Here is an 11775-nt window from a genome sequence, read left to right as displayed (position 1 = left end):
GGGCTATAGCTCGACCGCGCCGGCCTCGGCCGGCTCACGGTCCCAGTCTACCAGGAGCCCGCTTCGATGTCCCTGCCGCACCGTTTGGCGCCCCGTTGGCTGCCCCTGGCCGCCGCGCTCGCCTCCGCTGTCATTCTCCCCGCCCAGGCCCGCGACCTGGATATCGAGGCGCACCGCGGCGGCCGCGCCCTGTGGCCGGAAAACACGCTGCAATCCTTCGCCCACGCCCTGTCGCTGGGCGTGACCACCTTGGAGATGGACATGAACATCACCAAGGACGGCAACGTCATCATCTCGCATGAGCGGCACCTGAACCCCGACCTGGCCAAGGGGCCCGACGGCGCCTACGTCACCGCCCCCACCCCGGCCTTCTTCAGCCTGACGCTGGAGCAGATCAAGAAGTACGACGTGGGCCAGCTGCGCCCGGGCAGCGCCTATGGCAGCCACTTCCCCGACCAGCGCCCCATTCCCGGCACGCCCATCCCCACCCTGAAAGAGGTCATCGACCTGGTGAAGCGGTCCGGCAACAAGACCGTGAAGATGAACATCGAGACCAAGATCGACCCCAGCCATCCCGAGGACAGCCCCACGCCGGAGGTCTTCGTGGACAAAGTGCTGGCCGTGCTGAAGGCCGAGAAGTTCGAGGACCGGGTGATGATCCAGTCCTTCGACTGGCGCACCCTGCAGGTGGTGCAGCAAAAGGCCCCCACCATCCCCACCGTCTACCTGACGGAGCAGGACCTGCGCGAACCGTCGGTCAGCCTGACCGCCAAGCTGCCCTGGACCGCCGGTTTCGACCCCGTGGACCATGGCGGCAGCGTGCCCAAGGCGGTGAAGGCCGCCGGCGGCAAGGTCTGGTCACCGCTCTACACCGACATCGACGCCGGCCTGGTGCAGGAAGCGCACAGCCTGGGCCTGACCGTCATCCCCTGGACGGTGAACAAGCCGGAGGACATGGCCAAGCTGATCGACATGGGCGTGGACGGCATCATCTCCGACCAGCCGGTGCTGCTGCGCGAGGCGGCCGCCGCCAAGGGCATCACCCTGCCCAAGGTCTTCCCCGTCGAGGCCGTGCCGGGCAAGAAGCACTGAGCTAGGCCCCTCTCTCCCGTCTTTCCGCCACGCCCCGGCCGGGTTCTCCCGCCGGGGCGTTTTCTTTTCAGGCCCCTCTTGTCGGTTTCATATCGTTCGCTATATCGTACGATATGTTTTCCGATCATACGACATCCCATCCCCCTTACCTGGCCATGGGCGGGCGCGGCGGGTGGCATCATTGGAAGCACGGGGGCGGATTTGGCGGTGGCGGCGGCTTCTGGGGCGGTGGCGGCGGCATGCCCGGTAGCCGCAAGCTATCGTCCGCCGACCTGGAACTGCTGCTTCTGGCGTTGCTGGAGCGCAAGCCGGCCCATGGCTATGAGCTGATCCGCGCCGTGGTGGAACAGTCCGGCGGCTTCTACACCCCCAGCCCCGGCGTCATTTATCCGGCGCTGACCTTCCTGGCGGAGATCGGCTACGCAGCAGCGGAGCCGGAGGGCAATCGCAAGCTCTATCGCATCACCGACAGCGGACGCGCCCATCTGGAGGGCCACCGCGGCACGGCCGTCGCCATCCTCGAGGGCCTGCGCCGCATCGGCGGCCGGATGGAGCAGGTGCGCGAGGCCTTCGCCGGCGTCACCGATGCCGATCCTGCGGCGTCCGAGGACCTGCACCAGGCGCGCCATGCCCTGAAATCCGCCCTTTACGGCAAGCGCGGCTGCGATGCCGCCGAAGCCCGCCGCCTGGCCGCCATCCTGCGGCGCGCCACGGCGGAGATCCTGGCGCCCTCCCTCGCAAATGACGGCGGGGCAACCGTCCCCGCCCCTCAATCCGACAGACCTGACCTAGGTGACCGAATGACCGACACCCCCCGCCACCAGATCGGCCGTATGCGCTTCGACACCCGGCGGCGCACCCTGACCGTGACCAGCGCGACCCACCTGACGCCCAAGATGCTGCGCGTCGTCCTGACCTCGCCCGAACTGGCGGACTTCGACAGTCGAGGCGCCGACGACCATATCAAGCTGTTCTTCCCCGGCCCGGATGGCCAGCCGCTGATGCGCGACTACACCCCCCGCGCCTTCAGCCAGGCGAACCGCACCCTGACCCTGGACTTCGCCCTGCATGACGCCGGCCCGGCCACCGCCTGGGCCCTGGGCGCCAAGGTGGGCGACACGCTGGAGATCGGCGGCCCGCGCGGTTCCATGATCGTACCGGACGATTTCGATTGGTACCTGCTGATCGCCGACGAGACGGGCCTGCCCGCCATCGGCCGGCGGCTGGAGGAACTGCGCCCGGGCGTCCCCGTCTTCACCGTGGTGGCGGTAGACAATGACGCTGAAAAGCAGGTGATCCAGACCCAGGCCCACTGGACGGCCCACTGGGTCACGCGCGACAGCCAGGGCACCGACGACGCCGCCACCCTGCGCCGTGCGGTCGAGGGCATCCCGTTGCCGCCGGGCGACGGCTATGTCTGGATCGCCGCCGAAGCCGCCGTGGCCAAGGCCCTGCGCGCCTATGTGCTCGAGGAACGCAAGCACCCGGCGCAATGGATGCGGGCGTCCGGCTATTGGCTGCGCGGCGCGGCTGGCGCGCACGAGAACCTGTGAGACGGCCCGTCAGAACCCGGTGACCGCGTTTTCCGCCGGCAGCTGACCGTGGCGTGGCTGCGGTGCCTGGCTTAGTGTCCAGGCACCACCCGCGTCGGCCGCCGCCGTATCGGCCACCACCCCCAGCAGGGTGAAGGCGTCGAAGACGAACGGCAGGCCGTCGCTGGCCGCGATATGCCCGCGATCCCCCACCTGGAAATGCAGGTGGGGGGCGTCGGATTGACCGGAGTTGCCCAGCCGGCCCAGCACCTCGCCCTTGTGCACGGTCTGGCCCGGCCGCACGGGGATGCTGCCCGGAATGAGATGGGCATAGAAGGCGTACGCGCCCCCTTTCATACGCAGGACCACCTGGTTGCCGGCGATGGTGTCCAGCGTGACCTTCTGCGCCGGCGGCCGGCCGGGCACGTTATCCGGGAGCCCGTCGCGCACACTCTCGATGACGCCGTCGGCCACGGCCAACACCGCCTGGCCATAGCCGGGCCAGGACTCGTTGCGCGCCTGGTCGCCGCCAAACTCCCGCCCGTCCGCGGTCAGCCTCATGAAGTCGATGGCGTAGCGCTCCGGTACCCGCGCCTGCCCGTCCACCACCATCACGGTGGTCCGGTGTATGGAGGCGGCGGACAGGCCGTTGAAGGCCACCCACCCCGTGCCGGCGACCGGGGCGGAGACGACGACGGGCGGCGCCCGGTCCAGCGGGACGGCGACCGCCGTGTTCAGCGTGGTGTCGGGCAGGTCGGGCTTGAACGGCGCGATGGTGAGCGCCAGCCGCAGATCCGCCACCTCGGCATCATCGCCCAGATGCACGTCGAACAGGGCGGCGGCGTAGCTATTGCCCTGTATGACCGTCACCGGCGGCCGGCCGTCACCGGGCGGACGGCCGGGCCGCGACAGCAGATCCGTCAGGGCCGTGCCCTCGAATCGCGCCAGGGCGGCCGGTTGTGCCACCGTGCCCAACCGCACGATCGCCAAGGTCATGGGCACGGGGGAAAAATTGCTGATCAGCGCCTCGAACACCAGATGGCGGCCGTCCGTGGCCGGCACCACGCTGGCCGGGCGCAGGATCCGGATGTCCAAGGGGGTGATGGAATGGACATCCAGTTCCGCCCTGGCACCGGCATCGGCGCCGAAGGCGGCGGCCAGGAAACCGCTGGCGACAAGGACCTGGGCGAGACGGCGGCGAAGCATGGCGGCCCCTGACGGTATGGAACACCCGCAGGATGCCGCACAACGCGTCGCCGTCAACCGCCTGTCGTCAATCGTCCACCATCAAACGCCCGGGGGCTCAGCCCAGCCGCTTCAGCATCTCCAGCGCGGCGGCCTTCTCGGCGGCGCGCTTGGACGGGCCGCTGGCAGCCTCGCTGCCCTTGCCCTGCACGGCCACGCGCACGGTGAACACCGGCTCATGGTCTAGGCCGGTGCGCCCCACCTGCTCATAGACCGGCAGGGGCAGGCCCCGGGCCAGCGCCCACTCCTGCAGGGCGGTCTTGGGTTCCACCGGCGGCAGCTCGGCGGCGTCGATGCGGCCGGCCCAATGCTTGCGGATAAAGGCGCCGGCCACGTCCAGGCCACCATCCAGGTACAGGGCGCCGATCACCGCCTCGCAGGCGTCCGCCAGGATGGCGGGCTTGGTGCGCCCACCCGCGTCCGCCTCGCCCGGGGCCAGGCGCAGGTAGCGGCCCAGATCCAAGGTCTCCGCCACGCCCGCCAGGGCCTCGGCCCGCACCAGGGCGGTGTGGCGTTTGGCCAGGCCGCCCTCGTTCTCCTCGGGGAAGCGTTCCAGCAGCCACTGGGCGATCACCAGGCCCAGCACCCGGTCACCCAGGAACTCCAGCCGCTCATAATGCCCGGTGGCGGCGCGGGGGCCGCGACCGATGCCGGCCACGCTGGGGTGGGTCACCGCCTCCAGCAGATGGCGGGCTTCGGTGAAGGTGTGTCCCAGGGCCTCGGCCAGGGTGGCGATGTCGGCACCGCCGGTGTCCAGCGGGCCAGCGGACGTGGCCATGGCGTCAGTGCGCCTTGCTGAAGATCTGGCCGAAGCGGATGGACGTCGGCCACTTCCAGAATTCCCAGAAGTGCACGCCCTCCTCCAGCGAGAAGAACTTGAACTGGGCCTTGCCCACCACGTTCTCCAGCGGGACATAGCCGACGACGTTCAGGACGCGGCTGTCCTGGCTGTTGTCGCGGTTGTCGCCCATGCAGAAGATATGGCCCTCGGGAACGGTGTAGACGGGTGTGTTGTCCAGCCCGCCGTCGTCGCCCATGATCTCGATGATGGTGTGCTTCACGCCGTTGGGCAGGGTCTCGATGTAGCGCGGCACGGCGCTCTGGCGGCCGAACGGCGTCTCCATGGTGTAATCCTCGACCCGCTCACGCTTCACCGGCTCGCCATTGATGTGCAGGATGCCGTCGATCATCTGGATGCGGTCGCCGGGCAGGCCGATCACGCGCTTGATGTAGTCCTGGCTGGTGTCCGTGGGCAGGCGGAAGACCACTACGTCCCCCCGCTCCGGCACGCTGCCGAAGATGCGGCCGTGAAACAGCGGCAAGCCCAGCGGCAGCGAGTAGCGGCTGTAGCCGTAGCTGAACTTGGACACGAAGACGTAGTCGCCGATGAGTAGCGTCGGGATCATGGAGCCCGAGGGGATGTTGAAGGGCTCGAACGCCACGGTCCGCACACCCAGCGCGATGATCAGGGCGTAGATGACCGTCCGCACCACGTCGCCCCAGCTTTCCGCCTGGGGCTGGGGGGCCGCGCGGCTGACGCGATCATTCTGCTGGCTCATGGAACGAAACAACCTCAGTGAGAGTGGGTGGCACCGATCTAGCGGGCCCACCGGGATTTTCAAGCAGTACCGTTGGCGGCGCCACCGGCCGGGGCCGGCGTCGCCGTGATGATGACGAAGGCCTCCGCCATGGGCGGCTCATCCGTCAGCGTCAGATGAATCTGCGCCACCATGCCCGGCGGCGTCATCGCCCGCAACCTCTCCAGGGCGCCGCCGGTGAGACATAGTGTCGGCTGGCCGCTCGGCAGGTTGATGACGCCCATGTCCTTGTGGAACACGCCCTCGCGGAAACCCGTTCCCAGCGCCTTGGAACAGGCCTCCTTGGCGGCATAGCGCTTGGCGTAGCTGGCGGCGCGGCCGTTGGATTTGGCGCGCCGGTCGGACTTGGCCCGTTCCACGTCAGTGAAGACCCGCTCGACGAAGCGCTGGCCGAACCGCGCCAGGGTCTTCTCGATACGGGTGATGTCGATCAGGTCGTTGCCGATGCCCAGGATGACGCTGCCGGGCTGAAAAGCGCCGAAGGACATTATGACGCCGCAGTGCCGGCGGAATGGGCCCCGGTGGAACGGGCCCCGGCGGGACGGGCCAGGTCCATCAGCGCCCGCATCTGGCGGATGGCCGCCTCCAGCCCGACGAACACCGCCTCGCCCACCAGGAAGTGGCCGATGTTCAGCTCCCGCACCTGCGGCAGCGCCGCGACCGGCATCACGTTGTCGAAGCGCAGGCCATGGCCGGCATGACATTCCAGGCCGATCTGGCCGGCATGGGCGGCGGCGGCGGTCAGGCGCGCCAATTCGGCCTCAAGCTCGGCTGCGTTCTCGGCATCAGCGTAGCGGCCAGTGTGCAATTCCACCACCGGGGCGCCGATGCGCTTAGCCGCGTCCAGCTGCGCCCGGTCGGGCGCTATGAACAGCGACACGCGCACACCGGCGTCGTTCAGGTGGCCAACGATGGGGGCCAGGTGCTCATAGCCGCCCACCACGTCCAGCCCGCCCTCGGTCGTCCGCTCCTGCCGGCGCTCCGGCACCAGGCAGGCGGCGTGGGGGCGGTGGCGCAGCGCGATGGCCAGCATCTCCTCCGTCGCCGCCATCTCCAGGTTCAGGGGCAGCGAAATCTCCGACATCAGGCGGTCGATGTCGCTGTCGCGGATGTGGCGGCGGTCTTCGCGCAGATGGGCGGTGATGCCGTCGGCACCGGCGTCGGCCGCCAGGTGGGCGGCGCGCAACACGTCGGGATGGACGCCGCCACGGGCGTTGCGGATGGTGGCCACGTGGTCGATGTTGACGCCCAGGCGCAAGCGCTGGCTCTGGGTTTCAGACGTCATGTCAATCTCCGGCCGGCTTGGGCTCATGGCCCAGAACCGGGTGATGATGGCTGGCGGCGATGCGATGGTGCTTGTAACGCGCGATCAGGGGGCGCAGCACCAGGAAAACCAGGGGCCAGGTCAGGGCGGCGGACAGGAAGCCGCCGACGGTCATGGGTGCCACCACCTGCCAGGCGCTGTGGCGCAACACGCTCCACGACAGTTCCATGGGGCCGTGGCCGGGGTGCATGTGCAGGACGAAGCAGCCCAAACGGTAGGTGGCCAGCCAGATGAAGGGCCAGGTCACCGGGTTGCCGAACAGCGTGCCCAGCAGCGAGGCCGCGATGGAGCCGCGCAGCAGCCAGGCCAGACCGATGGACAGGGGGAAGTGCACCCCCATGAAGGGCGTCATGGCCATGGCGACACCACTGGCGAACCCGGCGGAGATGCCATAGGGCGTGCCGGGAACGCGGCCGATGCGGTGCATCCAATAGCGACCGGCGCGGCGCCAGCCCATGCGGGGCCACAAGGTCTGCTTCACGGCTTCGGCGAATGGCCTTTTTTCACGACGGCGGAACATAAGCCTGCTGCCCCTGGGTGAGTCTCTGGGCGATGGGTGTCGGCCCCCCGACAAACTTGCACTGTTCTAGACCTGGGCACGGCGCCACGCCAGCGCCGTATGACCTTCGTCTAGGCCGATCGTGCCGCACGCCCCGCGGACCGATCGGTTCCTCCCCTATGCCTATCCCTAGCACGCCATGCGGCGGCACGACGACTGAGGACACTGCGTCAGCGGCCCCGCGCCCGGTCAACGGAATTGATGACCGGCGTGGCCCGCAGCGCGGCAATGATATTGGTCAGATGTTTCACGTCATGCACGTCGATATCGATCAACATCTCGAAAAAGTCGGTCGTGCGGTGGGTGATCTTCAGGTTGGTGATGTTGCCGCCGTTCTTGCCGATCACCGTGGACACGGTGCCCAGGCTGCCCGGCTCGTTCGCCACCACCACGGTGATGCGACCCACCTTCTCGTCCGCGCCGTCGGCCTCGTTATCCCAGGAGACGTCGATCCACCGTTCCGGGCTGTCGTGGAAGCTTTCCAGCGTCTCACAGTCGATGGTGTGGATGGTGACGCCCTTGCCGGTGGTGACGATGCCGACGATGCGGTCACCCGGCAGGGGGTGGCAGCAGCGGGCGTAGTGCACGGCCATGCCCGGGATCAGGCCCTTGATGGGCAGCGGGCTGTCCTTGCCCTTGGGCTTGCTGGTCTTGCCGCGGGTCAGCTGGACGATCTTCTCGTCCGGCGTGATCTGCTGCACCACCTTGTGGCCGGGGAAGACGGCGTTGAACACGTCGCGGGCGCCGGCAAGGCCAGCACCGATGGCGGCGATCAGGTCATCGGCGGACTGGTACTGGAAGATCTTGAGAACGCCTTCCAGCGCCTTGTCGGAATAGTCGTAGCCTTCCTGCCGGAAGATCTTCTGCACCATGGCCCGGCCCAGCTCGATATGCTGGGCGCGCTGCTGGGTGCGGATGTAACGGCGGATGCGGGCGCGGGCCTTGCCCGTGACGACGAAGTTTTCCCAGTCGGGCGACGGCGTCTGCGCCTTGCTGGTGACGACCTCGACCTGGTCGCCGTTCTGCAGCTGGCTGCGCAGCGGCTGAATGCGGCCGTTGATCTTGGCGCCGACGCAGGTATCACCGATCTGGCTGTGCACGGCGTAGGCGAAATCCACCGGCGTGGCGCCGCGCGGCAGGGCGATCAGGTCGCCCTTGGGCGTGAAGCAGAACACCTGGTCCTGGAACAGCTCCAGCTTGGTGTGCTCCAGGAACTCTTCCGGCCGGACCGCATGCTCCAGGATGTCCAGCAGCTCGCGCAGCCAGCGGTATTGCCGTCCCTCGGTCTTGGGCTGGCTGCTGCCGTCGGACTTGTAGGCCCAGTGGGCAGCTACACCCAGCTCGGAAACCTCGTGCATCTCGGCGGTGCGGATCTGCACCTCGATGCGCTGGCGCTCCGGCCCGATGACGGTGGTGTGCAGCGAGCGGTAGCCGTTGGGCTTGGGCGTGGAGACGTAGTCCTTGAAGCGCCCCGGCACCACCGGATAGCGGGCGTGGATGACGCCCAGCGCCTGGTAGCACTGCTCGATGGATTCGACGGTGATGCGGAAGGCCATGACGTCGGACAGCTGCTCGAACGTCACGTTCTTGCGCTGCATCTTGCGCCAGATGGAATAGGGCGCCTTGCGCCGGCCCGACACGGTGGCCTGGGGCAGGCCGTTCTCGTGCAGGGTGTCCACCAGTTCGGTGATGATGCGATCGACGCGGCCCGCACCCTGCTCTTCCAAATCCTGCAGGCGCTTGGTGATGCTGTCGTAGGCGTCCGGGTTCAGTTCCTTGAACGACAGCTCTTCCAGCTGGTCCTTCCAGCGCTGGATGCCGATGCGCTCCGCCAGGGGCGCGTAGATCTCCAGCGTCTCGCGGGCGATGCGCTTGCGCTTCTCCGGCTTGGACAGGTAGTGCAGCGTCTGCATGTTGTGCAGACGGTCGGCCAGCTTCACCAGCAGGACGCGGATGTCTTCCGACATCGCCAGCACCAGCTTGCGGAAGTTCTCCGCCTGCTTGGACTGGTCGCTTTCCAGGTTCTGCAGCTCGATGCGCGACAGCTTGGTCACGCCGTCCACCAGCCGCGCGATCTCCGGCCCGAACAGGCGCTGCACCTCTTCCAAGGTGGTCAGCGTGTCCTCGACCGTGTCGTGCAGCAGGGCCGTGATGATGGAGGCGCCGTCCAGCTTCAACTGGGTCAGCAGGCCCGCCACCTCCAGCGGGTGGGAAAAGTAGGGGTCGCCCGACGCGCGCTTCTGCGACCCGTGCGCCTTCATGGAGAAGACGTAGGCGCGATTGAGCTTGTCCTCGTCCGCATTGGGATCGTAGGAGCGGACCCGCTCAACCAGTTCGTACTGGCGCATCATGGATGCCCTGCCCGGCCCCAGGCCTGTTGCGCGCAGCGCACCACGGCCGGCGCGGCATGGCCGTTCAGGGCGCTATCCATGAAACAATAGCCAAGGGGGACGGGTCGCTTACCCACGGCCTGCCCCACCACCGGCTCAGAGGCCCTCGTCGTCGCCGAGGTCGTCACCCTGCGCCGCATCCTCGGCGGCATCCTCGCCACCCAGGTCGTCATCTTCACCAGCGGCGCCCTGCACGGCCCAGGCCTGCTCACCGGCCATCAGCTCGATGATCTCTTCCTCGGGCTCGTCCTGCTCCTGGACGCGCTGATGCCCCTTGATCAGGGAGTTCTTCAGGCTGTCCAGCACCACCGTCTCGTCCGCGATCTCGCGCAGGGCGACGACCGGGTTCTTGTCGTTGTCGCGATCGACCGACAGCGGCGCGCCGGCCGCCACGTCCCGCGCCCGCTGGGCCGCCATCATCACCAGCTCGAACCGGTTCGGAACCTTCAGGACGCAATCTTCAACGGTAACGCGGGCCATACCTTGCTCACTCCAACAACGAAACGGGTGCCGGGAATAGGGGCACCGAACACCATTCCATAGTTATAAGGGCCTGTTTTCACGGTTGCAAGGAAGGCGACACCCGATCCGCCGCATTCCTGCGTTTCGGTCGTGGAGAACGGCCGGGGAAAGGGACTTGGTCCCGCCCGCCTCCTAGTCGTCGATGCGTTCCGTCACCTGGCCTGGCGGAAGGTCCGCCACCAGGCTTGCCAGGTCCATCCCCGTCACCGGGTGCCGCCACCCGGGCGCCAGATCGCGCAGCGGCAACAGCACGAAGGCACGCTGGTGCAGGCGGGGATGGGGCAGCACCGGCGCCTCCGCCCGGATGTCGTCGTGATAGGCCAGCAGATCCAGGTCCAGTCCCCGCGCCTCATTCACCTGCCGCCGCACCCGGCCGAACGCGGCCTCCACTCGGTGCAGGACGGCCAGTAGCGCGGAGGCGTCCAGGTCCGTTTCCACCCGCACCACGCCATTGACGTACCAGGGCTGGTCGGACAAGGGTACCGGGGCGCTGCGGTACCATGGCGACACCGCCACCACCGTCACCCCCTCGCCAGCCAGCGCGCGCACCGCCGCGGCCACGACATCGCGTGAGCCGCCGACACCAGGAACCGACAGGTTCGATCCCACGCCCACCAGAATCATTCACCTTACCCCTACCCCACCCCCTCCGCGCATCGCGCGGGGGGACGCCAGCATCTACCCTTAAGGCCTAAATATCGTGCCCGCCCTCGGGAACGATATCCCCAGAAGGGAGATGTGACTTTAAATACACCGGCTGCGACCATATCTCGCTTGAACGCGTTAACCCATTCACTTTATGTAGACGCTTGTCAGCGCGCTATAAAGACGGCACGCTACCGATAATTGAATCCTCTGCATTACCCTTCCAAATAATATTCAAAGGAATACAAAATGTTGCATTATCCCGAGGAACGCCTCGCCCTCTTCATCGATGGCGCCAATTTATTCGCTGCCGCGCGCGCTCTAAATTTTGATATCGACTACAAGCGTTTGTTGAATTTCTGCGGAAAACGGGGGCGCCTGATTCGCGCCTTCTATTATACCGCGCTGGTTGAAGATCAGGAATATTCGCCGATTCGGCCGCTGGTCGACTGGCTGGACTATAATGGCTATACCATGGTCACGAAGCCGACCAAGGAATACACTGACGCATCTGGTCGCCGGAAGATCAAAGGCAACATGGACATCGAACTGGCCATCGATGTCATGGAGATGGCGCAGCATCTGGACCACATCATGCTGTTCTCCGGCGACGGCGACTTCCGCCGCCTGGTGGAGGCGGTGCAGCGCAAGGGCGTGCGCGTCTCGGTGATCAGCACCGTGCGCTCCACCCCGCCCATGATCGCCGACGAGTTGCGCCGCCAAGCCGACAACTTCATCGAGCTGATGGATCTGGCGCCTGACATCGCCCGCGCCCACGCCCCACGGCCGCCGGTGGAGCACGCGCAGCTTATCGACACCACGCCAATGGAATGATATCCGGCGCCCACACGACACGTAACGGGCGCCC

Annotated in this window: 12 protein-coding genes; 3 read left to right on the top strand and 9 right to left on the bottom strand. The window is 67.4% G+C overall.

The features are described 5' to 3' along the window. Positions 1-66 precede the first annotated feature (66 nt). The gene (locus FBZ88_RS04825) at positions 67-1092 is read left to right on the top strand and encodes a glycerophosphodiester phosphodiesterase (protein ID WP_145615649.1); all 1026 of its coding nucleotides are present in this window, start codon (positions 67-69) and stop codon (positions 1090-1092) included. 239 nt (positions 1093-1331) lie between these two features. Next, on the top strand, positions 1332-2645 hold the full coding sequence (locus FBZ88_RS30730) for an SIP domain-containing protein (RefSeq protein ID WP_246138495.1): 1314 nt from the start codon (positions 1332-1334) through the stop codon (positions 2643-2645). Positions 2646-2654: 9 nt separating this feature from the next. On the opposite strand, the gene FBZ88_RS04810 is transcribed toward FBZ88_RS30730, so the two are convergent. The 9 genes from FBZ88_RS04810 to folK form a co-directional block, all read right to left on the bottom strand. Next, a complete protein-coding gene (locus FBZ88_RS04810; protein WP_145615648.1) occupies positions 2655-3830 on the bottom strand; it encodes a M23 family metallopeptidase in 1176 nt (391 codons plus the stop codon). A gap of 97 nt (positions 3831-3927) precedes the next feature. Continuing rightward, positions 3928-4647, bottom strand: coding sequence for a ribonuclease III (rnc, locus tag FBZ88_RS04805; RefSeq protein WP_145615647.1), 720 nt, complete (start codon positions 4645-4647; stop codon positions 3928-3930). 4 nt (positions 4648-4651) lie between these two features. After that, entirely contained in the window at positions 4652-5428 is a 777-nt protein-coding gene (lepB, locus tag FBZ88_RS04800; RefSeq protein ID WP_145615646.1) for a signal peptidase I, read from the bottom strand. Positions 5429-5487: 59 nt separating this feature from the next. Beyond that, positions 5488-5955 (bottom strand): holo-ACP synthase, encoded by a 468-nt coding sequence (acpS, locus tag FBZ88_RS04795; RefSeq protein ID WP_145615645.1) that lies wholly within the window; start codon positions 5953-5955, stop codon positions 5488-5490. Then, entirely contained in the window at positions 5955-6752 is a 798-nt protein-coding gene (locus FBZ88_RS04790; protein ID WP_145615644.1) for a pyridoxine 5'-phosphate synthase, read from the bottom strand. The genes acpS and FBZ88_RS04790 overlap by 1 nt, the downstream gene beginning before the upstream one ends. 1 nt (position 6753) lies before the next feature. After that, the gene (locus tag FBZ88_RS04785) at positions 6754-7272 is read right to left on the bottom strand and encodes a DUF2062 domain-containing protein (protein ID WP_186464203.1); all 519 of its coding nucleotides are present in this window, start codon (positions 7270-7272) and stop codon (positions 6754-6756) included. Positions 7273-7520: 248 nt separating this feature from the next. Next, complete coding sequence (locus tag FBZ88_RS04780) at positions 7521-9701, bottom strand: RelA/SpoT family protein (RefSeq protein WP_145615643.1); 2181 nt, start codon at positions 9699-9701, stop codon at positions 7521-7523. A 135-nt stretch (positions 9702-9836) separates the two neighbouring features. Continuing rightward, a complete protein-coding gene (rpoZ, locus tag FBZ88_RS04775) occupies positions 9837-10220 on the bottom strand; it encodes a DNA-directed RNA polymerase subunit omega (protein ID WP_145615642.1) in 384 nt (127 codons plus the stop codon). Positions 10221-10394: 174 nt separating this feature from the next. Continuing rightward, entirely contained in the window at positions 10395-10886 is a 492-nt protein-coding gene (gene folK, locus FBZ88_RS04770; RefSeq protein ID WP_186464202.1) for a 2-amino-4-hydroxy-6-hydroxymethyldihydropteridine diphosphokinase, read from the bottom strand. A gap of 270 nt (positions 10887-11156) precedes the next feature. Between folK and FBZ88_RS04765 the strand changes: the two genes are divergently transcribed. Further along, the gene (locus tag FBZ88_RS04765) at positions 11157-11741 is read left to right on the top strand and encodes a LabA-like NYN domain-containing protein (RefSeq protein ID WP_050898188.1); all 585 of its coding nucleotides are present in this window, start codon (positions 11157-11159) and stop codon (positions 11739-11741) included. Positions 11742-11775 lie beyond the last annotated feature (34 nt).

It is taken from the genome of Nitrospirillum bahiense, assembly GCF_007828025.1.
Classification (GTDB): domain Bacteria; phylum Pseudomonadota; class Alphaproteobacteria; order Azospirillales; family Azospirillaceae; genus Nitrospirillum; species Nitrospirillum amazonense.
The sequence above is the reverse complement of the archived record's forward strand: the minus strand, read 5'-3'. Positions and strand labels throughout refer to the sequence as shown.

Coding starts and splice junctions, on each gene's coding strand:
- FBZ88_RS04825 (WP_145615649.1), top strand. CDS start 67: ATGTCCCTGCCGCACCGTTTGGCGCCCCGTTGGCTGCCCCTGGCCGCC.
- FBZ88_RS30730 (WP_246138495.1), top strand. CDS start 1,332: ATGCCCGGTAGCCGCAAGCTATCGTCCGCCGACCTGGAACTGCTGCTT.
- FBZ88_RS04810 (WP_145615648.1), bottom strand. CDS start 3,830: ATGCTTCGCCGCCGTCTCGCCCAGGTCCTTGTCGCCAGCGGTTTCCTG.
- rnc (WP_145615647.1), bottom strand. CDS start 4,647: ATGGCCACGTCCGCTGGCCCGCTGGACACCGGCGGTGCCGACATCGCC.
- lepB (WP_145615646.1), bottom strand. CDS start 5,428: ATGAGCCAGCAGAATGATCGCGTCAGCCGCGCGGCCCCCCAGCCCCAG.
- acpS (WP_145615645.1), bottom strand. CDS start 5,955: ATGTCCTTCGGCGCTTTTCAGCCCGGCAGCGTCATCCTGGGCATCGGC.
- FBZ88_RS04790 (WP_145615644.1), bottom strand. CDS start 6,752: ATGACGTCTGAAACCCAGAGCCAGCGCTTGCGCCTGGGCGTCAACATC.
- FBZ88_RS04780 (WP_145615643.1), bottom strand. CDS start 9,701: ATGATGCGCCAGTACGAACTGGTTGAGCGGGTCCGCTCCTACGATCCC.
- rpoZ (WP_145615642.1), bottom strand. CDS start 10,220: ATGGCCCGCGTTACCGTTGAAGATTGCGTCCTGAAGGTTCCGAACCGG.
- folK (WP_186464202.1), bottom strand. CDS start 10,886: ATGATTCTGGTGGGCGTGGGATCGAACCTGTCGGTTCCTGGTGTCGGC.
- FBZ88_RS04765 (WP_050898188.1), top strand. CDS start 11,157: ATGTTGCATTATCCCGAGGAACGCCTCGCCCTCTTCATCGATGGCGCC.